The 26413-nt window shown below is 61.7% G+C and carries 25 protein-coding genes; 12 read left to right on the plus strand and 13 right to left on the minus strand.

All coding sequences use genetic code 11. The features are described 5' to 3' along the window. Positions 1 to 78: 78 nt before the first annotated feature. The 3 genes from ACOYYX_RS18565 to ACOYYX_RS18575 all read left to right on the plus strand — a co-directional run bounded on the left by ACOYYX_RS18565 (position 79) and on the right by ACOYYX_RS18575 (position 2028). Positions 79 to 717, plus strand: a complete 639-nt coding sequence (locus tag ACOYYX_RS18565; RefSeq protein ID WP_422931403.1) for a cysteine hydrolase family protein — start codon at positions 79 to 81, stop codon at positions 715 to 717. A gap of 151 nt (positions 718 to 868) precedes the next feature. After that, complete coding sequence (locus ACOYYX_RS18570) at positions 869 to 1294, plus strand: low affinity iron permease family protein (protein ID WP_422931404.1); 426 nt, start codon at positions 869 to 871, stop codon at positions 1292 to 1294. A gap of 320 nt (positions 1295 to 1614) precedes the next feature. Further along, positions 1615 to 2028: a hypothetical protein gene (locus ACOYYX_RS18575; RefSeq protein ID WP_422931405.1), complete on the plus strand. Its 414-nt coding sequence runs from the start codon at positions 1615 to 1617 to the stop codon at positions 2026 to 2028. A 62-nt stretch (positions 2029 to 2090) separates the two neighbouring features. On the opposite strand, the gene ACOYYX_RS18580 is transcribed toward ACOYYX_RS18575, so the two are convergent. From ACOYYX_RS18580 to ACOYYX_RS18590, 3 genes are all read right to left on the minus strand, one after another. Then, a complete protein-coding gene (locus ACOYYX_RS18580) occupies positions 2091 to 2441 on the minus strand; it encodes a hypothetical protein (protein WP_422931406.1) in 351 nt (116 codons plus the stop codon). A 108-nt stretch (positions 2442 to 2549) separates the two neighbouring features. Beyond that, the gene (locus tag ACOYYX_RS18585) at positions 2550 to 2771 is read right to left on the minus strand and encodes a hypothetical protein (RefSeq protein WP_422931407.1); all 222 of its coding nucleotides are present in this window, start codon (positions 2769 to 2771) and stop codon (positions 2550 to 2552) included. Positions 2772 to 3032: 261 nt separating this feature from the next. Further along, positions 3033 to 3362 carry a hypothetical protein gene (locus tag ACOYYX_RS18590; RefSeq protein WP_422931408.1) on the minus strand — a complete coding sequence of 110 codons (330 nt, stop codon included), beginning with the start codon at positions 3360 to 3362 and terminating at the stop codon, positions 3033 to 3035. 870 nt (positions 3363 to 4232) lie between these two features. On the opposite strand from ACOYYX_RS18590, the gene ACOYYX_RS18595 reads away from it, so the two are divergent. After that, complete coding sequence (locus ACOYYX_RS18595; protein WP_422931409.1) at positions 4233 to 7208, plus strand: class I SAM-dependent DNA methyltransferase; 2976 nt, start codon at positions 4233 to 4235, stop codon at positions 7206 to 7208. Positions 7209 to 7547: 339 nt separating this feature from the next. Here the strand turns inward: ACOYYX_RS18595 and ACOYYX_RS18600 are convergent, their stop codons facing one another. After that, positions 7548 to 8081 (minus strand): hypothetical protein, encoded by a 534-nt coding sequence (locus ACOYYX_RS18600; protein ID WP_422931410.1) that lies wholly within the window; start codon positions 8079 to 8081, stop codon positions 7548 to 7550. Then, a complete protein-coding gene (locus tag ACOYYX_RS18605) occupies positions 8078 to 8452 on the minus strand; it encodes a hypothetical protein (protein ID WP_422931411.1) in 375 nt (124 codons plus the stop codon). The genes ACOYYX_RS18600 and ACOYYX_RS18605 overlap by 4 nt, the downstream gene beginning before the upstream one ends. 139 nt (positions 8453 to 8591) lie before the next feature. Between ACOYYX_RS18605 and ACOYYX_RS18610 the strand changes: the two genes are divergently transcribed. The 4 genes from ACOYYX_RS18610 to ACOYYX_RS18625 all read left to right on the plus strand — a co-directional run bounded on the left by ACOYYX_RS18610 (position 8592) and on the right by ACOYYX_RS18625 (position 12385). Continuing rightward, positions 8592 to 9377, plus strand: coding sequence for a hypothetical protein (locus ACOYYX_RS18610; RefSeq protein ID WP_422931412.1), 786 nt, complete (start codon positions 8592 to 8594; stop codon positions 9375 to 9377). A 191-nt stretch (positions 9378 to 9568) separates the two neighbouring features. Continuing rightward, positions 9569 to 9973, plus strand: coding sequence for a hypothetical protein (locus ACOYYX_RS18615; protein WP_422931413.1), 405 nt, complete (start codon positions 9569 to 9571; stop codon positions 9971 to 9973). An 81-nt stretch (positions 9974 to 10054) separates the two neighbouring features. After that, complete coding sequence (locus ACOYYX_RS18620; protein WP_422931414.1) at positions 10055 to 10384, plus strand: hypothetical protein; 330 nt, start codon at positions 10055 to 10057, stop codon at positions 10382 to 10384. Positions 10385 to 11179: 795 nt separating this feature from the next. Next, a complete protein-coding gene (locus tag ACOYYX_RS18625; RefSeq protein ID WP_422931415.1) occupies positions 11180 to 12385 on the plus strand; it encodes a tyrosine-type recombinase/integrase in 1206 nt (401 codons plus the stop codon). Positions 12386 to 12953: 568 nt separating this feature from the next. Here the strand turns inward: ACOYYX_RS18625 and ACOYYX_RS18630 are convergent. From ACOYYX_RS18630 to ACOYYX_RS18645, 4 genes are all read right to left on the minus strand, one after another. Beyond that, positions 12954 to 13808: a ParA family protein gene (locus ACOYYX_RS18630; protein ID WP_422931416.1), complete on the minus strand. Its 855-nt coding sequence runs from the start codon at positions 13806 to 13808 to the stop codon at positions 12954 to 12956. Between the two features lie 510 nt (positions 13809 to 14318). Then, positions 14319 to 14924 carry a hypothetical protein gene (locus ACOYYX_RS18635; RefSeq protein WP_422931417.1) on the minus strand — a complete coding sequence of 202 codons (606 nt, stop codon included), beginning with the start codon at positions 14922 to 14924 and terminating at the stop codon, positions 14319 to 14321. A gap of 202 nt (positions 14925 to 15126) precedes the next feature. Then, positions 15127 to 15660 carry a hypothetical protein gene (locus ACOYYX_RS18640; RefSeq protein WP_422931418.1) on the minus strand — a complete coding sequence of 178 codons (534 nt, stop codon included), beginning with the start codon at positions 15658 to 15660 and terminating at the stop codon, positions 15127 to 15129. 62 nt (positions 15661 to 15722) lie between these two features. Then, on the minus strand, positions 15723 to 16508 hold the full coding sequence (locus tag ACOYYX_RS18645; protein WP_422931419.1) for a hypothetical protein: 786 nt from the start codon (positions 16506 to 16508) through the stop codon (positions 15723 to 15725). Between the two features lie 774 nt (positions 16509 to 17282). On the opposite strand from ACOYYX_RS18645, the gene ACOYYX_RS18650 reads away from it, so the two are divergent. The 3 genes from ACOYYX_RS18650 (at position 17283) to ACOYYX_RS18660 (ending at position 19747) form a co-directional block, all read left to right on the plus strand. Beyond that, entirely contained in the window at positions 17283 to 18233 is a 951-nt protein-coding gene (locus ACOYYX_RS18650) for an alpha/beta hydrolase (protein ID WP_422931420.1), read from the plus strand. Positions 18234 to 18541: 308 nt separating this feature from the next. After that, positions 18542 to 18724, plus strand: coding sequence for a hypothetical protein (locus ACOYYX_RS18655; protein WP_422931421.1), 183 nt, complete (start codon positions 18542 to 18544; stop codon positions 18722 to 18724). A gap of 528 nt (positions 18725 to 19252) precedes the next feature. Beyond that, a complete protein-coding gene (locus ACOYYX_RS18660; RefSeq protein WP_422931422.1) occupies positions 19253 to 19747 on the plus strand; it encodes a hypothetical protein in 495 nt (164 codons plus the stop codon). 484 nt (positions 19748 to 20231) lie between these two features. Here the strand turns inward: ACOYYX_RS18660 and ACOYYX_RS18665 are convergent, their stop codons facing one another. Beyond that, the gene (locus ACOYYX_RS18665; RefSeq protein WP_422931423.1) at positions 20232 to 21935 is read right to left on the minus strand and encodes an ArnT family glycosyltransferase; all 1704 of its coding nucleotides are present in this window, start codon (positions 21933 to 21935) and stop codon (positions 20232 to 20234) included. Between the two features lie 107 nt (positions 21936 to 22042). Here ACOYYX_RS18665 and ACOYYX_RS18670 point away from each other — a divergent pair, with 107 nt between their 5' ends. Continuing rightward, entirely contained in the window at positions 22043 to 22849 is an 807-nt protein-coding gene (locus ACOYYX_RS18670; RefSeq protein WP_422931424.1) for a glycosyltransferase family 2 protein, read from the plus strand. A 185-nt stretch (positions 22850 to 23034) separates the two neighbouring features. Here ACOYYX_RS18670 and ACOYYX_RS18675 read toward each other — a convergent pair whose 3' ends face one another. The 3 genes from ACOYYX_RS18675 to ACOYYX_RS18685 all read right to left on the minus strand — a co-directional run bounded on the left by ACOYYX_RS18675 (position 23035) and on the right by ACOYYX_RS18685 (position 26066). After that, positions 23035 to 24195, minus strand: a complete 1161-nt coding sequence (locus tag ACOYYX_RS18675) for a peroxiredoxin family protein (RefSeq protein WP_422931425.1) — start codon at positions 24193 to 24195, stop codon at positions 23035 to 23037. Positions 24196 to 24215: 20 nt separating this feature from the next. Further along, entirely contained in the window at positions 24216 to 25301 is a 1086-nt protein-coding gene (locus tag ACOYYX_RS18680; protein WP_422931426.1) for a DUF1559 domain-containing protein, read from the minus strand. 144 nt (positions 25302 to 25445) lie between these two features. Beyond that, positions 25446 to 26066 (minus strand): hypothetical protein, encoded by a 621-nt coding sequence (locus ACOYYX_RS18685; protein WP_422931427.1) that lies wholly within the window; start codon positions 26064 to 26066, stop codon positions 25446 to 25448. Positions 26067 to 26413 lie beyond the last annotated feature (347 nt).

Consider the following 26413-nt stretch of genomic DNA (forward strand, 5'->3'; position numbering starts at 1 on the left):
GGTTCGGTGCGCCGGAGGCGATCTCCGGGCATTGGCGGTGTCAGCGACCCAGGAACCGATCGATAGAGGACGGCATCGATGGCAAAGACGCAGGACCTCCACGGCAATGCTCCCGACAAGTCGAGCGTGGCGCTGCTCATGATCGACACGATCAACGACCTGGAGTTCCCTCAAGGCGATCAGATCTTGGGGCCGGCCCTGGCGATGGCCAGATGCCTCGTCGAGTTGAAGCGGCGGGCGAGATCCGCGGGCATCCCCGTGATCTACGTCAATGACAACTTCGGGCGGTGGCGGTCGAATTTCCACACGCAGATCGAGCACTGCCTCAAGGATGGCGTCCGGGGCAAGGAGCTCGTCGAGATCCTGAGGCCGGACGAGGACGATTACTTCGTCCTAAAGCCCAAGCACTCCGCCTTCTTCTCCACGACCCTGGACATCCTGCTCGACTACCTGGGCACGCAGACGTTGATCCTGACCGGGCTCGCCGGGAACATCTGCGTCCTCTTCACCGCGAACGACGCCTATATGCGGGATTTCGCCCTGTTCGTGCCTCGTGACTGCACGGCGTCGAACACCGAGGAGATCAACTCCATCGCGCTGGCCCAGATGGAGCAGGTCCTCAAGGCGGACATCCGGCCGGCGTCGGAAATCGACCTCCACGCCCTCCTCCGACGTCCGCCCTCACCGCCTTCGGAGTCGAGGACGCGTTCGCAATGAGGTATGTTTGATCCGATAGGCAACCCACTGCGATGGAGCAATCGATATCGTGATTTGCTGCTCCGCATTGGTTGAGCGAAGGATTCCCCCCCCAATCGCGACTCATCTCGGAAAGGCCGATCCTCCGTCCCATGTTGGGAGGTTCACAAACGTGTTCAAATTGCGCACGACCGATCGGCTGGAATCCTTGGCCGGGTGGGCGGCCGATTTCGCCAGCGGGCCGTGGGGGACCCACGCGGGTTTCGGGCTGCTCGCCTTCTGGCTCGGCGCGGCCGTGGTCGTGGGCTGGTCCGAGGCCTATCAGTACGTCGACGAGGTCGTGACGATGAGCTCGTTCCTCCTGCTGTTCCTGCTCCAGCGGGCCCAGGCGAAGGACACGCTGGCCATGCAGGTGAAGCTGAACGAGCTGCTGGCGTCGGTGAACAAGGCGAGCGACACTCTCATCAACCTCGAGGACAGGCCCGAGGGCGAAGTCCAGCAGATCCACGACATGTACGAGAAGCTGCACGAGGGGAATGCCGATCGCTCGTCCATCGACGAGCTTGCAGGCGCCACGGAGGCCCAAGGGCCCCGATGAGCGGGACGTCGTCCCGTCCCCGCCCGGGCTCAACTGTTCGAATGCAGGCCGGGCTTCTCCAACCCAGCCCTTTGACATCTACCGAGTCAATTGACATAATCCGCCGACCTGCCCCGACCATGGGGCAGGACGGATCGAGGCCGGCGACGACGGCCACGCTCAGAATCGCCGGCAGCCGCTCCGCCCCCCGAGGATCATCCCCGCCCCGGGGCGACACTTCGCGGTGCAGCTCATCCGCCGAGATGATACGTCGTACCAGGAGGTCTCATGCCCGCCAGGGTGAGCCACAGATTTGCGATGACCACTTCGGGCGGCCGATCGTGATGACGCCGTTCCAAGGGGTCTTCGTCAATGACGAGATGCACGCTCGTGTGAAGTTCGCGGGGACTCTGCGCTTTGACGGGGAACCGGACATCTCGCGGATCAGGGAGTTCTACGGGACGTTCACACTGGAACTGAGCAACTTGCCCAAAGGGAACCGGCTCCTCTTCCGGAGATTTGCCGCCTCGGAGGACACGGGCCTGGACCTCGACTTCGACATTCCCGCGTACGGCCCGAATCCGACCCTCCTGCCATACTGCAATGGAAAGGGATTCTCGATCGAAGTTACCCGGATCGAAGACTCTGCCCCCCTGCCATCGCCCCTGAAGCTCGAGGTCTCCATCACGATCCTGGCCTACACGCGGGGCAAGTCGGTCGCCGTCGAGTGGCATAGTCACGGCCACAGTCTCTGATTGGTCCGGAGTCGACCGACCTGGCGGCGGATCGCCCAAGGTCGGGATCTGGATGGCCTCGACTATGGCCTCGTCAACGCGATGGCCCGCTCCACGGCACGACTTGCGATCGCGTACCAGCTCTCCTGCATGAACTGGTCCGAGCGATCCAATCCCCATTCGTCGAAGACGAGCCGGAACATGCCGGCGAGGTTGATCATCCCGATCGGCCCGCCGCGGGCGAGGTCCTCGGCCTCGCGGGCTTCGCCATCGTCATCCAGGGCTTCCTGGAAGGCTCGGGCGATATCGCGGCGGATCCGGCCCTCGTCGAGGCCCCGGTGCCGCCCCATGGCTACCTGGGCCTCGACGATGAACTCGATCGCCCGGCGGGATGTGCTTCGTCGCTTCGGTGATGGCGGATTCCCGTCGCTCATCGAGTATCCCTCGCTATGCCCAGGCTCTGCCGGTGAGTCCTTGATCGCTTGAGTGGCCGGCCGAGGCCTGGCTCCCGCCGCTCCGGTCGGGGGCGACAAAGCCGATTCCTACTCCCCGGAGTGACGCCGATTCTCGTCCTCCAATGCGACCGCCAGCCTGCGTTGCAGGTCGAACACCGCCAGGAACTCATCCCCGGGCAATTCGCCCGCAGGGACTCGCACCAGGACCGTCCCGTCGGAGATCCGGCGGACGATCGTGTCGCCCAGGGGATCGCCGGGCTCCCGGACAATCTCGAATCGTCGGATCGGCGGTCCATGGCCCTTGGGCATAGGTCTCGACGGCCTCCTCAGGATGCACGCTCCGAGTCACGGGGCGGCGGCATCGAAGCCGCCCCAAACACCCCCATTCGCCGTCCCGGCCTTCGCCGAGCCTCTGTCACTTGTCGCGGACCTGCTGGACCTTCCTCTCGAGCCGCCCCTCGAGGCGACGGTTTGCCGGCGGAGGTTTTGATTTCCGGCGGGTCGCGATCGCCGGGGGATGAGGGACCGGCTCTCGCGATGCATTTGTCGGTCGTATCGCCGGGGCGTGGCCTACTCGGGCAGGCCACCGCTCGCGGGCTTGTCGCCCGGCACCCAGGAGAGGGTGTCGGCGAATCTGAACACGACGTCAAATCCCTCCTCCGGCTCCGAGGTCCTCTCGTACCCGAATTCGGTGCAGGGCTCCCAGATGCCTTCCAACTCGAGGTGGGGCACGGGTTCGACCACCCGGCCCATCCACCGGGAGAGGCCCTCATCGCGATCGGTCGTCGCGTCGGTCAGCTCGCCCGCGCGATTGAACCACATCATGCGTGGGACGCAATCGGACCCGTCGAGCCTGAGCGTGCAGCCCCCGAATGGGCCGTTCTCGAGGAGGATGTGCACGGATAACACCCCGCGGGGATGAGATTGCGACAGGGCATTCGATTCACGCCCTATCGGGGTTCGAGCCATGCGAGGGGCCGGCATTCGCCGACACACAGGAGACAGGGTCGTGTCGCATCCGCCCAATTTAAATTAGTGAGGGTAAGAATGCAAAGGTAGGGATTTACCTGATGCAGAGCGGGTATAGGCGAAGCCTCGACGAGCCGATGATCGTCGAGGGCCACCCCTGCGCGAATGGGCCGGGGGTTCGCCCCGGCCCATTCGCCTGCTCCGCCGGATGTAATCTCATTCGGACCGCCCTCATTCGGCAGTAACCACCTCGACAACCCGCCAGCCGAGGATGCGGATGAAATAACCTCGGCCGCCCTCGTCGGCAAGTCCAGCGAATAAACCAGTTCGAAGTCCGCATGATCGGGCTCCCCCCATCCCGATCGATGGAGCAGCAGACCGTCGGGTTGAGGTCGGCCGCGATCGCATCGGTCGAACCCAGGCCCGGTCGGCACCTGAGCAGCGACCGGGCGATTGACGGCCATAGTGTGGGATACCGCGCCTTGAGCTCGTCGAACGTGGCACTTCGGGGACCGTCGGGGCCGATTCGTCGGTCCAGACAAGGTCGGCGAACCCAGAGAGTGCGATGGGATGTTCTCGGTTTGATCCCGATGATCCATCACATGGGGATAGGCCCGATGTCCGACTAAAAAATGCGGAACCTTAATCTTTGTTTGATCAATCCACATGTACGGAGCAACAGCTTGCGTTTGGTGAAATCCCCTTTTTAGCTTTATATTTCCTGATTCTATGGATAATCGGGACAATAGAGATAAGGAAGGAAAATACACGTCCCCTCCGACGCAGGCGGGAGCAGCCTCTGTGAACGTTTCTCAATTCGTATCCAAGTGGCGTAGGTCTACGCTGAAAGAGCGTTCGGGCTCTCAAGAACACTTTATTGATCTGTGCAGGGTCTTTGATCATCCCACGCCATCCGAGATGGATGGAGTGGGAGACACGTTTACGTTTGAACGAGAGATAGCCAAGGCAAATGGAAGGCGTGGACGGGCCGATGTCTGGAAGCGTGATTTCTTCGCTCTGGAATACAAGTCCCAGGGGAAAGAGCTTGATCAGGCCCATGAACAGCTGCGCCAATACCGCGAGTCGCTGCTAAATCCGCCCCTTCTTGCTGCATGCGATATGAGGATTTTGGACATCAGGACGAATTTCACGCGCAAGGCAACCAAGCGATACGCTGTCGAGCTGCTCGACCTGGGCAATACCGAGAATCGTCGCATTGTAGAACGTTTATTTTACGATCCCGACAAGCTGTCCCCCGACGAAGATGTCGAGGTCATCACGGACAAGGCCGCCGCGGGCCTTGCGAAGATCGCGCAGGATATGAGGGCCCGTGGTCTCGATCCGCACCAGGTGGCGATGTTCCTCGATCGCGTGGTCTTCTGCCTCTTCGCGCAGAGCGTGAGATTGCTCGATGGCCAGGTTTTCACGAAGATCATCGAGAAGACCCATCGCGACCCGCGATGGGTATCGAGGGAGATATTCAAGCTGTTCGAGACCATGAACACCGGGGGCGAATGTGCCCTCGAGAAGATCCGATATTTTAACGGTGACTTATTTGCAAACGTCCAACCGCTCGAATTGACGAGCTTCGAAGTCGAGGCGATCCACAGGGTGTCGCGCCTCAATTGGGCTGAGGTGGACGCTTCAATCTTCGGGACCTTATTCGAGCGGGGGATGGACCCCAAGAAGTTGGCCGAAGTCGGGAGGCACTACACGAGCCGGACCGACATCGCCACCCTGATCGAACCTGTCGTGTTGTCCCCGCTGCGGAGGGAGTGGGAGACAGCCAGGATCGAACTCGACGGGTGGCTTGATAAAGGCGAGGCCCGATCCCGCAAGAAAGTTCTCGCGAAAAAGACAAACCAGGATTCTCTGTGGTTGCGCAAAGCCAGGAGCATCGTCCACGAATTCTTGCTCCGGCTCAAGCAGGTCACGATCCTGGATCCGGCTTGTGGTTCCGGGAACTTCCTCTACGTGGCGCTCCAGAAATTGAAAGATCTCGAGAAGGAAGTCCTGGTCTATGCCTCCGAGAGGAACATCGACGGGTTCTATCCCAAAGTGGGGCCTGCACAGCTTAGGGGCATAGAAAAGAGCCCCTATGCCTACGACCTGGCCCGCGTCACGATCTGGATCGGATGGCTCCAGTGGACCCGGGCAAACGGGTATCAGGTGGACAAAGAACCGATCCTGAGCTCGCTCGACAACCTACTCAACGAGGATGCGATCCTGGATCTATCCCGCCCGGAGGAGCCGATGGAGCCCGTGTGGCCTTCGGCCGAGTTCATCATCGGCAATCCGCCCTTCCTGGGGGGGAAGCGGCTCCGGCACGGGCTCGGTGATGAGTATATAGATGCACTCTTTCGATTATGGAAAGGACGCGTTCGCCCCGAATCGGACTTGTGCTGTTATTGGTTCGACAAGGCCCGCCGCCTAATCGCCGATGGGAAATCCAAGCGAGCGGGGCTGATCGCCACGCAGGCCATCCGGGGAGGGGCAAATCGAGAATGCCTGAAAAATATTAAGGAATCCGGAGAGATATTTTTTGGAATAAGTGATCAGGAATGGATTCTAAATGGGGCCGCCGTCCACGTTTCCATGGTGGGATTCGACGGAGGCGTCGAAGCTTCCAGGTTCCTCAATGGCCAATCGGTCGGGCGGATCAATAGCGACCTGACCGCTTCCGAGGCAGATCTGACTTCATCGCGGCGGCTGTCGCGCAACCTCAGTATGGCCTTCATGGGCGACACGAAAGGCGGGAAGTTTGAAATCACAGGCCCCGAGGCGAGGGCGTTGCTAGAGGCACCGAATCCCCATGGCAGGCCTAATAGCGATGTCATCGTGCCCTGGATGAATGGATTGGATCTCGCACGGCGAAACCGAGACATGTGGATCATCGACTTCGGGCTCGATCGCTCGGAAACGATGGCCTCGTTTTACGAAGCCCCATACTCGAAGGTTGGGCATTTGGTCAAGCCGATGCGGGCCAATAACAAGAGGGAGGTATACCGCGAGCGGTGGTGGTGTCATGTGGAACCTCGCCCCGCTCTCCGGCGAGCAACCGGCAAGCTGGATCGGTTCCTATGCACGACGACGGTCTCGAAGCACCGACTATTTTCCTGGGTGGCTTCCCCGACGCTGCCCGATCATCAACTTATTGTTTTTTCGAGGGATGATGATTATTTCTCGGGGATCCTGCGATCTCGCGTCCACGAGGTCTGGGCCAGGTCCAGGGGGACTCAAGTCCGCGAGCGAGAAAGCGGATTCCGCTACACGCCGACGACGTGCTTCGAGACATTCCCGCTCCCCGAGCCTTTCGAGAATCTTAAGGCCGTGATAGCGGAGGCGGCCCGCTCCTTCGACGACTCGATAGAAGCCTGGCTAAATCCGCCCGAATGGACTCGCACGGAAGTCCTCGAATTCCCGGCGACGATCGAGGGGCCTTGGGGAAGACTCGTCCGGGCCCCTGATGAAAATGGGATCGGGATCGTTCGTCACGGGCGACTTGTCCCGAAGGACTCGAAGAGCTCGGATCTTCTTGCTCAGCGTACGCTCACGAATCTCTATAACCAGAGGCCTAGCTGGTTCGAGCTGTCCCGACGTGCGCTGGATGAAGCGGTACTCGCCGCATACGGGTGGAAGCCCGATGTGACTGATTACGAGATCCTCTCTCGTCTCTTAGCACTTAACTTAGAGGAATCGAAGGCTGTCGATGTTCATCAGGACCCGCCCGCGAATGATGCTCCGGCCATTCGCGTCTCCGAGGCAAGCAATTTGTAAAATCCGAGTTCCCAGGGATCCAATTCCAACTCTCACTTGGCGCGTTTTGATTCCTTAGGCCTGCCAAGGCATTAGACATCGGACCATGCTACGGGGAGGTAAAGAGGCCTTAGACGTCACGAGCTGTGACGGGATTTCTGGATAGGTTGACCGAGCTCTAATGAATTTCCTACTCCAGGAAGGGGATCAGTTCTCCAGCATCGGCGATCACCTTCGGAGAGGTGGTCGCCGATGCTGTTCATTAAGCCGATCCACGAACAAAGTGGCCACGCGGTAGCGTCAACTACCGAGGACCAGTGCGTTGGTTCAGGGATCGTGGTCCCTGACATCGGGGGACTGTCAAGCTTGTGAGTTTGGCACAGTCCGAGAGTCCAGCAAGCACGCATAGGCATATGCGAGGACAAAAGCAAAAATGTCATCGCCGGCTCGCTCGCCACGATGCTCGACATCCACACGCTGGGTAAATACGTTGAAATCGATGTCGAAATCATCGTCGAACTCGCCAGGCAATGCCCGGAGCTTTTCGACATAGGCACTGAGCCCATGGACGATGGGCTTGGCGAGTTCAAGCCATGTCTTGGGGTCATAACCCGCGGGGCTTCCTACCGCCCGCCACATCCGTGTGGCATTAATCACGGTGCTGACCATGCCCACGGTTTCGTCGAGCTCCTGCCATACGTACTCGGTGGCATACACACGACGCCACTTGGCCGAGATTGCGGTCAATGGAGAGGGGCCTTCCGAAAGTGCTGGCAGGTGGCTGAAGGAGTTGGATACACCTATAAGTCTCAGTGAGGGGACGTCACTCATCGGAATCCTTTCCTGTGCGATCTCAAAGTGAACGAAGTTGCCACATGGCAATGCGTCGCTCATCGATCGGGTGGTTCCTCTTTGAATCCGATTTTCCTCGCATAGTCGGACAATGCCATACCTACTAATGCGCTTAAAGAAACGGGAAGTCCGAGTTTTTTCGAAGTAAACTCGGCCAGGCGATTCGCCCATCCTCTCCACTCGTCGTGGCCACGGACGGTAATCGCGATAGGACGGCTTTTCTGGGATTCCCCACTGGAGTCGACATTTCTGTCAGATCGTGCCACAAGCAACATCCCATCAAGAGCCATATCCCGCCCCGTTGACTCAAGTCTTGTTCGAAGAGAACGCAAGTAATTGTACAGCAGTCCGCTGGCAAAATCAAAATCGCATCGCTCATCGTGTTTCGCCGAGATTTCTTCGATATTGCTCATCTTCGGAAGCTTGACATCCGCTAGCGGTTCGATAGACTTTTGGTGTTGAGGGAAGAATCGCTCTTCCCAGAAAAATGGCTCCGCTCGATGTACTAGATCGAGCGGAGCCGGTGGTAAGGCTGTCAGAGGAGCCCAACCGATGGCGATCGTACCCGCACGTACCGTCCGCGTCTACGTCTACCAGCTGCCCATCAAGCCCACCAGGGTTGCCCCCCATCACGACCGCCCCTTCGCCGAAGGGGTCCTGCCCGAAGAGACCCCGCTGTACTGCCCGATCGACCAGAGGCAGTTGCCGAACATCAACGGCTCCGGGCTGACTTGCGAGGAGTCGCGGCGGATCAACGGGGCGAAGAACCGGGCCTTCGCCGAGTACGCCAGGTCCTGTCCCGAGGCCTCGCTGCCCGAGTGCGAGCGGGTGGCACGCAAGGCCGCGGCCGACGAGATGCGTCGCCTGCTCAAGGAGCGGCCCCCGGCGCCGCCGCTCAAGGCCGCCGAGGATGAGCTCGAGGTCGTGCTGCTCAAGGATTCGCAGATGACGGACAAGGAGGCCAGGCGAGTCGTCAGCGCGTTCTGGCGGGGGTACTGCGACTTCGAGAACAAGCACCCGGGTGTCGATGCCGGCTGGTGCGAGCCGCATGGCCAGAAGGCCGCGGACGAGATGCGGTGGAGGATCAGCCGAGAGCGGGCGCTGGCCAAGCGAGAGGCCGAGAAGGCAGCCCAGGAGCCGGAACCCGCCCCGGTGACCAAGCCTGCCAGGAAGGCCGGGAAGACGCTGCCGTTCTCCCTGGAAGATGCCCAGTGGTGGGCTGAAAACTCGCCGACCCGGAACTACGGGTATGAGGTGCTCTCCATGGGACGCCGCTGGGATCGCCGGGCTGACGAGGCCGCGGCCCAGCACCTCCTCGAAGTCGGCCTGGCGTCCTGAACCCTCCCGGGGCCGGGGACAGACCCCGGCCCATCCCCCAACACCAACGGGAGGGCCCATCCATGGCCACTGCTTCTGCTGATCGAACCATCCTGGTGCACCTGATCGATTCGCGGGATGAACACAATGCTCCCGACACGATGACCATTCGCGTAACCGACGATTCAAGTGGGGATGAGCTCCGTTACTTGGTGGGTCGGGAACGACGCGGGATCAACTACGGACGGCCGTTCGACCTCGAATCGTTCGCGACACCCGAGGCGGCCGAATCCTACGCCGACGAACTGGCGAGTTGGAGCCGACAAGAGCTCGAGCTCGAAGCCTCCGAACGGCGGGAAGCTCGGGCCCAGGCGCTCCGCGACTTGGTGGCCGACTGTTACCGCAACGACCCGGCCCGCGAGATCGTCGAGGCCATCGCCGAGGCGATCCAGAAGGGGCTGGAGTCGAACGTCATCGCCGCCTTGGCCAGCCATGCCCCGATGCCGCAGAGGCGGGGGTCCACATCTGACGTGTACCCCCGCCGACGGCAAGCCGACTCGAGCCCTTCCAAGCTCGATGACCTCGACATCATCTCGGCGACCGGTTGCGTCGCCTGACCCTCGAAGGGTGTTGTCATTGACAATACCCCTCGGCAGCGGCGCCCCCACCTCATTAGCACACGCACCAGGATCTACATCATGACTAAAGCCAAGCGACAGCCCGCGAACCCGCACAAGCTCCTGAGAGAAGCCCTGGCCACAGGGCACCGCATCACGCTCTGGGTTGACGACTGGAGCGGAAACACGATCGACGATCGCGACCTCGACAAGCCGGGCGAGGATGGCATCACGTTCACCCAGACGCTGGCGGGCTACATCGAGGCTCGCGTCCGTAACGAGCTCGACGATGGCGACCCGCGCTCCGACCTGCTGATCGAGCATGCGCTTCTCCTTGTCGAGGAGATCCGGGCCTCGGGCTGCAAGAGCCTCGACGAGTTCATCGCTCACCGCGAGCGACTCTCGATCTGATCGTTCCCGATGACGTCGGGAGTAGCGACGTCATTGCCCGTTCGCCGTTCCTTCTCAATCCGGGCGCAGACAGGGGGACCGGGCGGGGGCTGCCTCGTGGGTGGCCTCGGCCCGGATCCCCAGGAATGTGACAGGCAAACTGGAGTGCGTCAGCCGCGCGGAGTCGTCAGGAATGTTCACACACGCATCAGGAGCATCTAAATTTAGAGCCTGACAAGGAAATCTCTCCGAAAAAAAAAATGAAAAACCGCGTTGACCGCGTTAATGGCGTAGGCTGATAGATCGCACGCGTGGCTACCGATCGCGTTAACCGCGTTAAAGGCGTCCTTCTGGGCTTCAAAAAAAGACCGAGAGAGGTGCCGTTCACCGTGGAAGAGACCGCGTTAATGGCGTCAATGGCGTTGCCTGTAGCTTTAACGACGTCAGCTTCATCCTCGTGGCCCCCTCCCCAGCAACCCGCGTCAGTCTCAAAGGCCCAGGCACGGTACTACTTGGTACTACCGAACCGCCGGGATACTACCGACAAATGGCGGTTTTTAGCGGCTTTCATTGGGGCTTGCAGCGATCTAGACATCGGCTAAACTCTCTGACGCCAATAGACTTCCGGGCATGACCGCGTATCTACTTTATAGCTCGACACGCTGGGGGTCGCAGGTTCGAGTCCTGCATCGCCCATTACCCGAAAGTGTTACGCCGAAAGCACTTACGCTTACCCTCCGGTGGTCGGAGGTGCGGCCCCAAACCCTTGGCTAAAGCGGTACATACCGCTTTGTGACCTCGGAATGGAACCGCACTATGCCCCGACTCACAAAGAAACTCCCCTCCTATCGGCTCCACAAGGCCAGCGGACATGCGGTCGTCACTCTGGGCGGCCGTCAGGTCTATCTCGGGCCCCACGGCTCTCCCGGGAGCAAGGCCGAGTACGATCGCGTCATCGCGGAATGGCTAGGAGGCGGGAGGTCCGCACGGGCCGTCGACGTCTCCTCCTCGCGGGGAGACCGGCCCCGGCAAGATGACCTCTCCGTCAACGAGCTCATGGTGCTGTACTGGCGCCATGCCGAGCGGTACTACACCCGAGAGGGCGAGGTCGCCCGTGAGCTCGACAACATCCGGGACGCGCTCAGGCACCTCAAGCCCCTCTATGGACACACGTCCGCGAGGGCCTTCGGGCCCAAGGCCCTCAAGACGATCCGGCAAGGATTGATCGACAAGGGATTGGCCAGGAGCACCATCAACGCCCGCATCCAGAGGATCCAGAGGATGTTCCGATGGGCGGCGGGCGAGGAACTGATCCCCGCCGACGTGCATCACGGCCTCAAGGCCGTCGAGGGCCTCCGCCGAGGCCGCGACGGAGCCCGGGAGGCCCCCGCGGTGAAGCCGGTCCCCGACGAGCACGTCGCGGCCGTCCTTCCCCACGTGACCGCGCCCATCCGGGCCATGATCCAACTCCAGGACCTGACCGGAATGAGGCCCGGCGAGGTCATGACGATGCGGGGCTGCGAGATCGAGCAGGGCGAAGGCGTGTGGATCTACCGGCCCGGCCGGCACAAGACCCTGGAGCGTGGCAAGGACCGGTCCATCCCGATCGGCCCCAGGGCCCAGGCGATCCTCGCCGAGTGGCTGCAGGCCAACCCGCAGGCCTACCTCTTCAGCCCGATCGTCGCGGTCGAGCGGAGGAACGCGGAGAAGCGTCGCAACCGCAAGACGCCGATGACTCCCAGCCAGGCGGCCCGACGCCCCAAGGCCTCCCCGAAGCGGGCACCACGCCGGCGTTATGACAAGCGGACGTACAACACCGCCATCGCCCGGGCGTGCGACAAGGCGGGCGTGCCCAAGTGGGCTCCGAACCAGCTCCGCCACGCGGTGGCGACCCGCATCCGCAAGCTCTTCAGCCTCGAGGCGGCCCAGGTCGTCCTCGGCCACGCCAAGGCCGACGTGACGCAGATCTACGCGGAGCGTGACCTGTCGCGGGCCTCGGACATCGCCCGGCAGGTCGGCTGATAAAGCCCCCTGCTCTTCTTCCTCTCTCCTCTCTTATTTTTCTTTTGAACCTCTCAAGATTGGAAACAACCGTCCCAACCGTCCCAACCGTCCCGAAACGACCAGGCGAGCGACGCAACTTGTTTCAGGCAAATAAGTTGCGGCTTGACCGATTTCGGGACGGTTGGGAAAGGTAACCGTCCCGACCGTCCCGGGCAACCGTCCCGGGTCGATGGGCCGATCCCGTCGAAACCGCTCATAGTCGACTGGTCCCTTCGACCGTCCCGACCGTCCCAGGGTCAAACCGTTCTCGACGCAAGCCCTTCGAAGGACATGGCTTACCATCCAGCCCCGGCGGGACGGTTCCTCACCCGGATCCGTGCAGCCGGTTCGGAGTTCGCGCCGAGCTGTCTCGCAACGGTTCGAGGAATGATGACAGGCTACTTGCCCCGGACGCCCCTCGAAGGACGATGAATGCCGCAAGGTCCTCGGCACAGGTCAGGTCGGGATTGAGTGTCGCTCGTCCAGGATGATTGGATCTGCGAGCGAGTAAAAGATGAAGTTACTCGACCCTGGGCAGCCGCACGCACTAGGCGAGAGGGTATGTCTCGAAGGCCGACTCACCAGTGGTCGACTCGTCAATTCGGGGGGCCGGAAGCGGCGTGGGTAACGCAAAGCTCGAGGAGTGCTTCATGTAGACCGGAAGCAGGCTCGACATCACGCCCATGGGATCCTTATGCCGCGAGTTCGATCGGACCATCCTCCCCTCCTTGTCGGCCCTGGCGGGTCGCTTGAGCGCCTCCAAAGTCGGGATGGTCATCGGCAGTACGTCCTTGCCGAAGTCTTCCCGGAGAAGGGACTCGTGATAGGTCGTGTCCAGAGATCTGGCCGGGCGTAGATTGACCACAACTCGGCTCTCGATCATCGTCCCTCTGGCCGCGGCCAGCGTCCAATTGATCCACCGGATGGTACGCCGGACTCCCCTGACCCCCGACGGCTCCGCCCTGGTCGGGATCAGGACGAGGTCCGCCATGAGGATGCAGCCCCTGGCACGCCGCCCGTTCCCCGACGCGCAGTCGATGAGGATGATCTCGAACTCGCGGAACCGGTCGTAGAAGTACATCTCGACATTCCCCCAAGCCTGACGCTCCCTGATCGGTATCCGCGCGAGCTCGTTCAGCTCGGAGCACGCGCGGATCCGGAAGAGGTTGGCGTAGCGGCTCCGGATGACCTCGTCCTTCAGGCGGACGGACTCCTTGTTCCCCGATGAGCGATACTCGTGCTCGTCCGCCGCGGCCAGCAGCGAGGTCAGGCCGTGCGACGCGTCGTTGTCGACGAGGAGCACCTTCAGGCCGTCGTTGGCCAGGGCCCCGCCCAGGTAGTGACATATCGTCGTCTTGCCCGTACCGCCGTTCAGGCCCGCCAGGACGATGACAGTTGTCATGAGCCCAACCTCCGTGTCGAGTTCAAATCCGGGTAACTTTCCTCCCGGAGTGAGAGTTCGGCAGGGCGAAGCAATCGCTTTAGTAAACATCTACTCATCGCTGATAGGCAGCCGAACGCGATTAGTGTTCAAAACTCAGTTTAGATCATATTCAACAACAGTTTGTTGTCGGGTTTCCGCGGCAAATTAACTACCCAGCAGCCACAATTTGTTGTCAGGCCCCGGTCAATGTTCCCGGAGAAAATTTTCGGTCCCGATCAAAATCTTAGTCAGAATGGACCATGAATGCATGGCCGCCCGCCCGTTCATGATGGACGGGCGGCCATGTAAAATACCGAGCACAGATTGTCAAAGATCATCGGGACGGCTTCGGGCGGTGCCTCTCCATCCCTCCCCTGCCCCACGTCGTTCGTGAGGCGAAAGGCAGAGATCGACGCGACCGGCAATATCGTGAGGCTTTAGACCCCGAAAGGGGCGATGACGTCGGTATGCCGACGTCATCGCGAGGGATCACTTGCAGTCGGCCACCTCGACCAAGTGAGGGAAGGCGCGGAACCTCGCGATGATCCTGTCGGCGTCGGGATCGGGGTCGGGAGTCGGCTCGGGTGCAGCCTCGACCGTCGGGCCGTCGTAGTCCTCGAGCGGGACCATGCAGGCGTCGAAACCCGGCCTGCGCCCCGATGCGAAGGCAGTGCATCGCATGCAGCGGCGGCAGGTGCTAACGTCACCCGGGTTCCAGACTCGCGCCACGCAAGCCATGCGACCTTCGCCGATGATCTCGGTCGAGACGGGCTCGGGCTCCGGTCCAGGGGTCAGGACCTCGTCGCGGTGGGCCCGCCGAAGGCCGAACCAGCCCACACCGGGGATGTGATCGAGGCCTTCGGCACGCTCCTCGTCAGATAAGGCCTCCCACGACCCTTCGGGCCAGAAGTCGAGGGCGAAGTAGCCGCCCGATAGCCCGAGGCCGTCCCCGTCATAGAAGATGGTCGTCGGCTCGGCCGCCTCCCGCAGGCTGGCAACCTTGCCGAACATCAACCCGTGCAGCAGGCTCCCCAGCATCGAGCGCCGGGTCTGCGAGTCGTCGGAGCCTTCGTGGTCGCGAGCGAGCATGATCATCGTGGTATCTCCTCAGGGGAAGCGCAGGCCGTGCGCCCCCTCGGTTGTGGTCTCTTGGATGGGTCGTCAGTCGTGAAGGGGTGTGCTAACTGCGCACACCCTCTGGGTTTGCCTCGAAGGGTATCCACTTAACGGATACCCTTTGCCTCGCTCGGGGCGGCGCCGGCCGAAGGGTATTGTCATTGACAACACCCTTTGGTGTTCAGCCGCAGCATCCGGTTGCCGTGATGACGTCGAGGTCATTGAGATCGTTTGGGCAGGAGTCGGCTTGCCGTCGGCGAGGGAGGCCATTTAGTGGACTCCCCCGCCTCCGCGGCATCGGGTCATGGGTGGCCAGGGCCGCGATGACGTCAGGCTCCAGGCCCTTCTCGATCGCCTCGGCGCAGGCCTCGACGATCTCGCGGGCCGGGTCGTCGCGGTACCAGCCCGCAACCAGGTCGCGGAGTGCCTGGGCCCGAGCTTCCCGGCGTTCGGTGGCCTCGAGTTGGAGCTCTTCTCGGCTCCAACTCGCCAGCTCATCGGCGTAGCTCTCGGCCGCCTCTGCAGTGTCGAAGGACTCGACGTCGAAGGGCCGGCCCGAGTTGATGCCGCGTCGCTCCCGACCCACCAGGTAGCGAAGCTCGTCCCCACTGGAAGCGTCGGTCACGCGGATGGTCAGGGTGTCGGGGGCGTTGTGCTCGTCCCGCGAGTCGATCAGATGCACCAAGATCGTTCGATCAGCGTAGGCAGTGGCCATGGCTGGGCCCTCCCGTTGTATTAGGGGATGGGCCGGGGGACAGGCCCCGGCCCCGGGAGGGTTCAGGACGCGAGGCCGACTTCAAGGCGGTGCTGAACCGCGGCCTCATTGGCCCGGCGATCCCAGCGACGTCCCATGGAGAGCACCTCGTACCCGAAGTTCCGGGTCGGCGAGTTTTCAGCCCACCACTGCGCGTCTTCTCGGGAGAAGCGCAGAGTCTTCCCGGCCTTCCGGGCCGGCTTGGCCACCGGGGCGGGTTCCGGCTCCAGGACAGCCGCCTCGGCCTCTCGCTTGGCCAGCGCCCGCTCTCGGCTGATCTTCCAACGCATCTCGTCGGCCGCCTTCTGGCCGTGCGGCTCGCACCACCCGGCATCGACGCCGGGGTGAGCATCTTCGAAGGCACAGAACCCCTTCCAGTACGCGCTGACGACGCGCCTGGCCTCCTTGTCCGTCATCTGGCTGTCCTTCAGCAGCTCGACCTCGAGCTCGTCGGCGGCGGCCTTGTGCGGCGGCGCCGGGGGGCGTTCCTTGAGCAGGCGACGCATCTCGTCGGCCGTGGCCTTGCGGCCCACCCGCTCGCAATCGATCAGGGAGGCCTCGGGACAGGAGTGGGCGTACTCGGCGAACGCCCGGTTCTTCGCCCCGTTGATCCGCCGCGACTGCTCGCAGGTCAGGCCGGAGCCATTGATGTTCGGCAAGGGCCTCTGGTCAATCGGGCAGGAGAGCGGTGCAACCTCGGGCAGGATCCCCTCGGCGAAGGGGCGATTGTGGTGAGGGGCAACCCTGGTAGGTTTGATGGGCAGAAGACAGGTGTAGACGCGGACAGTACGTGACGGTACGATCGCCATCGGTGAGGCTCCCCAAACAGCCTTGCTACCGGCTCCGCCCGATCTCGAACATCGGGCGGAGCCATTTTTTGTTTCTGAGAGACGTTCTCTCAGGCACACTCACAATGTAACACGATAAAGATTGCCGTCAATACCCAAGCAGGTCTTTTTTTGTGTGACAATGTCGTTGCATTAAAGGGGCGATGGCGTACAATTGCTCTGGGGCGAACCTGTGTTATTTCGTAAAACCTAAGAGCAGGAGTTTGGGAGATGTCCGCGTCACCCTTCTTGATAGGATCTCCAGCGATGGGCAAGAAGGGGAAACCTTCGCCTGAAGAATCTACGCCCAAACTTGGCCGGCCACCTATTTTAGGTGGAGCGAAGGTTGAGACGTTCACCCTACGCTCTAGGCCCGAGTGGAAAGAATGGCTCGCTCGATTCGCGGAGTTCTGTCGACGTGACAAAGCGGATGTAGTTGACGACGCCTTGGAAGCCTATGCCAAGTCGAAAGGCTTTGAGGCGCCGCCCAAGCGTTGAGCCCAAGGGTGAGCACTTATCGCGCTGCCTTTCGTCGGGCTCTTGCGAAGCGACTCGCCGCGAGTAGAATCCGACGCGAGCTACGGCTCGCGTGAGAGGCATCTATCCTGGCCATCCAGGCTGCCTTAATCGTGCTCGAAGCTCCTTCCTTTTTGGATGCACGAGAAAGCCAGAGGGTTTCGACCGCCATTCCCCCTTCGTGAGAGGTCAGCTATGAGACCTCGCCTCAACCGGCGGGCTTTCCTCGGATTGTCGGCCTTGGGGGCAACTTCTTGGGCGATGCCGACCGCGGCGTCAGGTTACGAGGAGGATGGGCCCCGCGAGACGTATGATTACAAGGTCGTCGACGGCTGTCGGATCAAGCTCGACGTCCACGGCGCCCCGCGGGACGGGGCCCGCCCCGTGATCGTCTGGATCCACGGCGGGGCGCTCATCTTCGGCCATCGCGGCGGCATCGCCCAAGGGAAGAGCGATCGCGCCTTGCTCGACGCCCTCACCGGGGCCGGCTATGTCGTCGTCTCCATCGACTATCGCCTCGCGCCCGAGACGAAGCTGCCGGCGATCCTGGAGGATGTCCAGGACGCCTGCCGCTGGGTCCGCGAGCGGGGGCCGAAACTGCTCCATATCGCGCCGGAGCGGCTCGCCGTGATGGGTGCATCGGCGGGGGGATATCTCGCCCTGATGGCGGGATTTCGGGTCGAGCCGCGTCCCAGGGCCCTCGTCTCGTTTTATGGCTACGGGGACATCGCCGGGGCCTGGCTCAGCCGGCCCGATCCGTTCTACCGCAGCCGGGCCATCGTCTCGGAGGAGGAGGCGCGGGGCTCCGTGGGCCGTGCGGTCATCTCGGAGGATCCCGGCGAGAACGATCGCTCGCGGTTCTATCTGTATTCCCGACAGCAGGGGCTCTGGCCCAGGGAGGTGGCCGGTCGCGACCCCGTCGCCGAGCCGTTGGCGTTCGACCCCCTCTGCCCCTTGCGCAACGTGACGGCCGCCTATCCTCCGACACTGCTCATCCACGGGACCAAGGACACGGACGTGCCCTACGAGCAGTCGGAGTTGATGGACCGGGAGCTTGCTCGCAAGGGCGTCGAGCACGACCTCATCACTGTCCCGGGCGGGGCACACGGATTGGGCGGGACAGATCCGGCGGTCCTCGCGGACATCCGCCGTCGCATCCTTGCCTTCCTGGCCGAGCATCTCCGGGCCTAGAGAGTCGACACCCTCCTCGGCCGAGCGTAATAAGATTGCATGGGTCGCCTCATCGGACGCTATCGTCCGCTTCAAGGTCAGCGAGAGTTGATCCTGGCCCGATTGGCACTCTCGTGTCGTCCCCTTGCAGCTTGGCCCGGCTCAAATCCGAGCGCCGGCTCGCCCAGGCTGGTGCGTCACGCGATGGCAAGGGGCCCTTGTGCCGTCGCACAGGCCCTGCGGGAGTTGAAGCTACTGTGGGGCCGCTTGTTTTCGCGTTAAGCCAGTGTGGCAGTTTGGAAACCTTTGCGATTTCACGAGGGCTAATTATGGAGACGAAGAGAAACCTGGAAAGGCTGGCCAAAATGACGCCCGAACAACTCGAAGCCTTGGAGCGACTCAAGGCCAGCAACCTGATCCCCGAGCGTCGCGAGGAGGATGCCCTAGAGGCCGGCCTGATCCGTGAGGAATTCCCCCCGCTCCAGCGAGATCATAAGACCATCGAGCCTTGATCGGATCGGCTCGAAGCGGAGTGGAACACTCGCCACTTTTCGAAGCCTCTGCCTCTGCAACCCGTTCGGCGCCATCGGGTTGGTGGAGTGTATCGATCGAACCGGACCAACTGGCCATTTCCAGAGCTATTCTCGCCACAACTATTGGCAGTGCCAGAGGTTATCCAATCGGATCAACCCGATCCATGCATCCGAACACTTTTAGGGCAGTTCGCGCCGCAAGGCTTGACGATGCCATGGCTTGACATCTCGCACTCCTCGCTGTGACCGAAGGGCGGGCCAGTCGGTGCGTGTCGATAACTGACATACACAGCTACCGTGTCGATAATCGATACAGGCCTGGAGATACCATAATGGTAGCACCAGGAAGTCCATAACGTCACGCAACGTAAATCTGGGCCGAGCCTCAAGGGCTGTTGCACCGACAAAAGTGGCGAGTCGGTCACCATTCACTCGAACGCCTTCGATTTCAACTACGTACGTGATGGGAGGAGCAGCCAAGAACGGGATGCCTTGCGGAGATAATGCGTGGATCATGACGGACTGGTAGTAGCTGCGCATCACGAAGCTGGTCACGCGATCATGGCCTTGGAGAGAGGCGTTGGGCTAATCTCAATCACCCTCGAACCCCCGTCAGGCGGAGAGACGAGGTACGACTTCGAGGGCGAACTAGAACTCGATGAGTCGAATGCCGAAACCTACCTCTGCCTCGCCCTGGCAGGATCGATCGCGGAAGCTATCTACGTTCACGCTGACGAGTACGCGCACGATAAATCACTGGAAGTTCTTAAAGCTCAGAATGATAGCTCCAATAATTCGACGGACCACGCGGCAGTCTTCAGCTGCACTAGCGTCTTACTGGGAATACCTATTGAAAATGTAAGCATTGTTCATTTCTTCAAATTCATCCCCAGGATCCACTCAATTCTCACCACAGCCGAGAATTCAGGTCTTGTGAATTCGATCGTGAATGAGCTTTTGGCCAAAGGTCACATCGCTTGGGATGAATTCATCTCTCGCTAGGGAGGCCCGACTGAAATGGCGACTCCATCGCCGCCCAAGGTTTGGTCAAAAGCCGCATACCTGGCTTGCGCGTAAAAGCAGCCCCGAGATAACCGGGAGGCTGTTTCGCGTGCACCTTGGGCGGAGCATCAATGTTCAGCCGGGTACCGACCCCGGCGTCGGAAACTTGTAGGGCTGTCGATTGGTACAGAGTCCTATGGATGCCTCGACGAGTCAAAGACTTGAATTTCGATCGAGCTGACGACGCAGCTCGAGCAACTCAGTCAGGTCTTGCTCCACATTACGCGCCGTCCTGCCCTTCGTTCAGGACGTTACGCTTGAGTTCGCCGAAAACATCGAGAATCGGTCCCAGGCGCTGTCGGTTACGCCACCGGTCCAGGGCGATCGCCTCCCGCTCACGAGGGCCGCATCGACGTCCTTGAGCCGCAGGATGAAGTTGCACACGTCGGCCGAAAAGCCCCGGTGGTTGGTGGCGATCGGTCGCCTACCTCTGATCGGCTTCCTGTTGCTCGAGGAGGAGGAAATGCCACTTGCCGGGGATCAGCCACAGGCGATATGGCTCGGAATCGAGCACGATGGTGCCGGGGATTTGCGAGAAGGCCAGCGCGTACCGCCCGGTGATGTGCGGATGCCTCACGTGGTTGAAGGGGAGCATGAGTCCGGGGGAGAATTTGCTCAAGGGCTCGAACGGCGAAGCGACGACCGGCCCAGGAGCATACCAACTGTCCCACTCGAAGCCGCCTTCGATGTCGTCGACGGAGATCCCCCTCGCCAGTGCGCGGCGGCCCAGGTCCCAACGCGCCGAGTTCCAGGCGTACCAGTCGTGCACCAGGCAGACGGAGAAGGTGGCGGATATCGCGAGCACGGCGAGCCCAATCGTCCAGCGTGCACGTCTCGCGGCCCCGGCCGTCAAGGCCAGGGCCCCGGGCATCAGGACGATCAGGTAGCGGTCGAATAATACCGGCGAGGCGAGCAAAATCGTCGCGTGAAGTATCGTGAATAAGAGGAATGGATTGGCGGCCCACCCGGCGCGGAGTCGTGCAAATCCCCGGTCGGCAAGCGCAGCGCCGCCCACGCAGGCCAGGACAGTCACCACCCATTGGGTATTGCGTCCCATCATCAGGGGGCGGGCCCCGACCCCGCAGAAGTTATCTTCCAGCACGCCCCACGGGGTGAACATGTGGGGCAAGTACGGGAAGAGGCCGCCGTAGAATGTCCGCGGCGGGAACATATGATCACCCAGCTGGATGCAGAGGGCGACCCCGTTAAGCAGCGCAAACAATGAGACGGCATACCGGACTCGGGACACGAGCCCTGGCCTCAGTGCCAGCAACGGAAGCACCGTCAGGCCCATGTAGATGGCCGCGGTGTAGCACAGCACGAGGACATCCCGCGCGGAGGGCATCCTCGGCTCCATGGGCAAGGAGTCGGGACGCGCCGTGAACCAGCGGTGGACCAAGATCCCCGCTATCAGCGGGAGGCCGACCCCAAGGTACCAGGATGGCCTCCATCGCAGATCGCGGCATTGCAGGAGCAGGATGCCCGCGACGAGGGGCACGACGACGGCATTCTGCCGGGTGATCGTGGCCAGGGTCGCGACGGCCGATGCTAATACCAACTGCCAGGAACCCCCTCCTCGCAAGGCGCGGATGTAGAGGGCGAGCGCCGCGAGCGAAATGGAGAGGGAAGGCACATCGGTCATGAAACATCCGCACATCATGACAAATATAGGATTCAACGCCAGAGATGCCGCAACGAAGCTCGCCTCGCCTCGCGAGAGGCTCGCAACCCGACGCAGCAGGTCGTAAAAAGCCAGGATGCCGATCATCGCGAGGGAGATCGTCACCACGCGGAGCGCGGCGTGCGACTCCCCAGCGACCAGTACGGCGGGATAGGCCAGGAGCCACTGGCCGAGCAGCGGCATCGAAGGCTGGTGGAAGTAATGGATGCCCTCGCCGCGAGCGAGCCCGAAGAGCCCCCTGCTATAAGCCCAGTCGTCGACCAGCGGGAAGTCCTGCCGCCCCGGCGGATGGATCGAGAAAATAAATCCCCAGAGGACGATGAGCGAACCGGCCGGGAGGAGGGGGATGATCCACTCACCGCGGAACGGGTTACGTCGCGTGACGAGCCGTCGCGACGGCTCCGGGGCTTCGGATTCCGCCCGATGCGTCTGGAAAGGTATGGCCACCGTGCAACACTCCGCGATAATAGTTACAGGTGTATTGAAGATTTCACAGATTTAAAATCTTCATTCCACAAGGTTAACCTCACCGACTCGGCTAACGGGTAATCACCATGATCACGCATCCAGGGACAATTCAACTCAGCACCATCCTCAGGCCATCCGGGGCCGCCGATAAGGTCGTCGCCGTGCTTCCGGCCTACAATGCCGAGCGGACTCTCGCCGCGACGCTGGCGGAGATCCCAGTGGGCTGCCTGGACGAAATCCTCCTCGTCGACGACGGCAGCCAGGACCGGACCGTCGAGCTGGCGCGGAGCATGGGCTTGAGTGTGCTCGTCCACCCCCGGAATCGCGGCTATGGAGGTAATCAGAAGACGTGCTATCGCTATGCCCTGGACGCGGGTGCCGACATCATCACCATGATCCACCCGGACTTCCAGTACGACAGCCGCGTAGTGCCCGTCGCCATTCGCCTCGTCGAGCTCGGCATCTGCGATCTCGTGCTCGGGAGCCGCATACGCTCGCGTCGCGAGGCTTTGGACGGCGGGATGCCGCTCTACAAGTACGTCAGCAACCGCGTCCTGACCACGATCGAGAACATCGCCCTGGGGCAGAACCTCGGCGACTTCCACAGCGGCTTCCGGGTCTATCGACGCGCCGTCCTGGAACGCATACCCTTCGAGCGGAACTCCGACGACTTCGTTTTCGACACGCAACTCCTGGCACAAGCCGTAAGGTTCGGTTTCAAGCTGGGCGACGTCCCGATGCCCGTGAGATATTTTCCCGAAGCGAGCAGCATTAACTTCAGGAGGAGCGTGAAATACGGGCTCGGGACACTCGGGACGATGGCCCTCTACTGGATGGACACATTAGGGCTGCGACGATCACCGCTATTTTCCGAGCATAAGCCCGTCTGCTAGGGCACTCCGCGTTCCGTGATAGATCCTGGATCTGGCCCACGCCTGACAAGTGTTCGAAGCCTCCCTTGCAAACCCGTGGGCCGTCCCGTCAACCCTGCCCGACTTGACACGTTTGACCTCCAAGCCGTTCAAAGTCGGCCAATCGAGGTCGAGGCATTTTTAAATGAAGCCGAGACCTCTCGGATTCATTTCCGATCGGCCTCAGTCAAGAGCTTGTCGATGGCCTCATCCAGGTCCTTTCCCTGCAGATTCTTGAAACGGATGACCCCCGAAGCATCGAGGACGTAAGTGGTGGGGAAGCTATCCACGCCCCAACCTTCCGTGATCGGGCCTTCCACGCCTCCGTCCGCCCAGCAGCGCCACGTGATCTCGCCGGCGGCGATCGACTTCTTGAGGGTCTCGACAGGGTCTGTGTTCACGCTCAGGGCGGCGAACTTGCGGCCCTTCAAGCGCTCCACGAGTTCGCGTTCATGGGGATAGGCTGCGCGGCAAGGCCCGCACCAGTTCCCGCTGAAGCTGAGGGCGACGACGCGTCCTTTGAATTCGCTCAAGCGGAAGCGATGGCCTTCCGCATCCATCCCGTCGATCTCGGGCGCAGCCTGGCCGATCTTCAGGCGGCGGAGCTCCGTCAGTTCGCCCGCGGAACGCTCACTTAGGCTCCGACCTCGGCGATCCTTGAGGTCTCCATATTTGTCCGCGACCTTCTCGTAGAGCCTTGCAGCCTCCTGGCGTAGCGGCTTAGGGTCCCGGGAGCGGAATGCCTTCAGTCGGTCGGCCCCGAGAGCGGGCTCGAAGAAGGCCGCGTACTCGGGGTGAGCCGCCCACTCGTCGAGCGTGTCGGCATACCATTGGAGGAATATGGCCATGGCGAAGCAGGCCTGCCCCCTTACCTCCCTATGGGGGCTGGAGGCCTGAACGGAGCGGAGGAAATTCTCGACCTCTTCGAACTCGCCGAGGACAACCCTGCGGGTATCGATGCACGCGGGGGTGAGTTTCGGACTCGTGATATAGTCTTTCCTCAAGGTCTCCAGCGCGCGGCCGGCCTCGGGAGAGTAGCCTTGGTTCACGACCCACATGAGTGCATCGACCGCCTCGGGGCTCGAAGGAAATCGACTCGCCAGGTCTAGCGCACGCCTCCCGAAATCGTGCGTCCGCCTTCGGTTCTCATCGTTCCACAGCTTCAGCGATTTCTCGTCCTTGGCCGCCTCGCGCGTCCTGGTCATCTCCGAGACGGCGACTTTCCACTCCTGCAGGAAGCTATCGAGAACATCTCGGGGCGACGCAGGAGCAGGAGCCGCCTTGCCGGAGCCCTGGGCGAGCGCGCAAATCAGCATTAGTGAGAACATAGACACCGACTCCCTGGAATCTACCAAGCTTCGTTGATCGGCTCATTGCCGGACTTGCTGGCCAATGACTGCCAGACGCCCCTGGGAGGCGTGTTCGACCACCAACCCCCGGGGCCACGCACGGCGCCGGCGGGGTTACCCGTCGACGGGTCGAATGGCCAACTCTGGATGGTGTCCCTCACGAAACGGACCGAACCGTCTGCCAGCAGGGTGTTGATCCCGTTAGGGTGCATGCTGCTCGCGGCGAACGCATGATTCAAACCCGCCGCGGCGGATACCTTGTGCGGCATGTTCGGCGGGAAGAATGTCGAGAAGAGCGTGTCCCCCCAATTCCCCGTGGTGTACCAACCACGCTCCTCGAGGATGGACGGATTGACGGCCATGAGCGAATGGAAAATGGAGACGGCCTTCTCGGACACGAAGATCGTGGAACTGAGCCCATCGCTGATCGAAGCGAGAGAGATCGGCGATGAGTCATTGAACGCGCCGTCGGATTGGGCCGAAACCTGCTGAGGCACGACGCAGTTCCCGGCGGGCCGCGGAACAGCATTCACGTAGTAGGATCCGTAACATGCCGAATAGCTGGTCAGCACCATCTTGATGGGCGACCCTCCGGGATCGCTGCACCAGGGGAGCATCTGGCCGGACGGCAGGAGGTGAGGGCGACCGGCCCCGGAATCGCTCGGGCAGGCGAAGATGCCCACCGACACGCCGTGGATCGTCACGTTCTCATCGGTCAGGATCGAGAGGCTGTTATTGATCGAATTATAGAGATTTTGGTTCTCAAGGCTCGGCAGCAAGAAGAGGAGGATGCTCTTGTCGACGATGGGCGAGGTGCAAGGGGGATCGGTACCCGCGTACCGGGGATCATACGTGAGGAGTCTGCCGGGAGGGAGTGATCCGTGCACGCCTGCGTAGTCGTGGAGGGCTAGCCCCACTTGTCGAAGATTCGATGAGCACCCCATACGGCGGGCCGCCTCGCGGGCCGCTTGGACGGCGGGCAGCAGCAGCAGGGCCAACAAGGATATCAGGCCGATCACGACGAGCATCTCGATGAGAGTGAAACCGGCAGTCGATCGACGGTGGATCAATGCTCGTGGCCTCATCGGTGCAAAATCCCCATTTGATCATCCTGTGAAATCGAACGAGATTTGACACCTCGGGTTATAAGCCAAGGGGCCCGCATAACGGCCCGAGCTCGAGGGCCGTGGCAAAACGGCTCAGTTACTAACCGCTTGTCCGCTCGCCTTTCAGGGGGTTCGCAACACGGCCCTTTGGTCCCGCTCCGTGTATCGCTTAATCGCAACCGAGGCGATGCCGCAGACGATGAGGGATGCCAAGAGGACATGGCTCACCGAGAGTCCCCCGGACGACGCCGGCGGACGCTCCAGGTCCGGCATTCCGTAATATGGCAGGGTGAACTCCGACTTTTCAGGCGGCTCCGACACCGATATTTCCGCCAACTCGAACTCGCGAATTGCATTGGGCTGGTTAACTGTCACGTGGCTGGGGATGATGCCTGCGACCCCTCGCGAATCGTCATAGCGTACTTCCGTCCTCAACGCTTTACCGCCGGTAAGTCCCAGAGTGTTCTCGCTCAAGACGATCCTCCAGCCCTCGTCGGGAGATACGACGAGAGACCCCGAGGCGATGCGGAACTCCTTGCTCCTATAATTGTATTCGATCTTGAGATGCTCCTTGCCGCCTTCCAATATCGGGGTCACGTTACGGATTGAGAAACTTGGGTCGGACATCATGCTGCTGACCGGCAGGCCGAAGACCGAATACGCCGCCCCGACGAATTGGTCGAGCGTCATCTTGAGCATTTCGTCGACCGTCGCATCGTCTCGCGACGAGAAACCCGAGAGCACGTAGGATGAACTCCCTTTGGACTTCGTCAGCGAGAATGAGGACGTGCCATTTCGGCAGTAGACATGCTCGGTTTGCCTGCTTTCACCTCGGTGATCGACCGAGGCCTCGGGTTGGATCGGCACGCGTTCGACCTTCCTGAGCCCGCCCGAGATCGCGAAGCGGAGCGTCGACGAAGTTGTGTCGACTATCTCGGCCTTGCGAAAGTGCGTTAAGGTCAGTCTCGCGGAGCCTCGAAATTGGCCGGCCCCCCGCTCGAGCCGTTCCAGGGCGGCCGGATATTCCGCCAGGACCCTCGCCTTGAGCTGGCTCGCTTGTTGGGCCGAGCTGCAGATTGGAGTGGCGAGGT

It is taken from the genome of Singulisphaera chitinilytica (assembly GCF_049331405.1).
Classification (GTDB): domain Bacteria; phylum Planctomycetota; class Planctomycetia; order Isosphaerales; family Isosphaeraceae; genus PoT.

Coding starts and splice junctions, on each gene's coding strand:
- ACOYYX_RS18565 (WP_422931403.1), top strand. CDS start 79: ATGGCAAAGACGCAGGACCTCCACGGCAATGCTCCCGACAAGTCGAGC.
- ACOYYX_RS18580 (WP_422931406.1), bottom strand. CDS start 2,441: ATGAGCGACGGGAATCCGCCATCACCGAAGCGACGAAGCACATCCCGC.
- ACOYYX_RS18585 (WP_422931407.1), bottom strand. CDS start 2,771: ATGCCCAAGGGCCATGGACCGCCGATCCGACGATTCGAGATTGTCCGG.
- ACOYYX_RS18600 (WP_422931410.1), bottom strand. CDS start 8,081: ATGAGCGACGCATTGCCATGTGGCAACTTCGTTCACTTTGAGATCGCA.
- ACOYYX_RS18605 (WP_422931411.1), bottom strand. CDS start 8,452: ATGAGCAATATCGAAGAAATCTCGGCGAAACACGATGAGCGATGCGAT.
- ACOYYX_RS18610 (WP_422931412.1), top strand. CDS start 8,592: ATGGCGATCGTACCCGCACGTACCGTCCGCGTCTACGTCTACCAGCTG.
- ACOYYX_RS18620 (WP_422931414.1), top strand. CDS start 10,055: ATGACTAAAGCCAAGCGACAGCCCGCGAACCCGCACAAGCTCCTGAGA.
- ACOYYX_RS18625 (WP_422931415.1), top strand. CDS start 11,180: ATGCCCCGACTCACAAAGAAACTCCCCTCCTATCGGCTCCACAAGGCC.
- ACOYYX_RS18630 (WP_422931416.1), bottom strand. CDS start 13,808: ATGACAACTGTCATCGTCCTGGCGGGCCTGAACGGCGGTACGGGCAAG.
- ACOYYX_RS18635 (WP_422931417.1), bottom strand. CDS start 14,924: ATGATCATGCTCGCTCGCGACCACGAAGGCTCCGACGACTCGCAGACC.
- ACOYYX_RS18640 (WP_422931418.1), bottom strand. CDS start 15,660: ATGGCCACTGCCTACGCTGATCGAACGATCTTGGTGCATCTGATCGAC.
- ACOYYX_RS18645 (WP_422931419.1), bottom strand. CDS start 16,508: ATGGCGATCGTACCGTCACGTACTGTCCGCGTCTACACCTGTCTTCTG.
- ACOYYX_RS18655 (WP_422931421.1), top strand. CDS start 18,542: ATGGAGACGAAGAGAAACCTGGAAAGGCTGGCCAAAATGACGCCCGAA.
- ACOYYX_RS18670 (WP_422931424.1), top strand. CDS start 22,043: ATGATCACGCATCCAGGGACAATTCAACTCAGCACCATCCTCAGGCCA.
- ACOYYX_RS18675 (WP_422931425.1), bottom strand. CDS start 24,195: ATGTTCTCACTAATGCTGATTTGCGCGCTCGCCCAGGGCTCCGGCAAG.
- ACOYYX_RS18680 (WP_422931426.1), bottom strand. CDS start 25,301: ATGAGGCCACGAGCATTGATCCACCGTCGATCGACTGCCGGTTTCACT.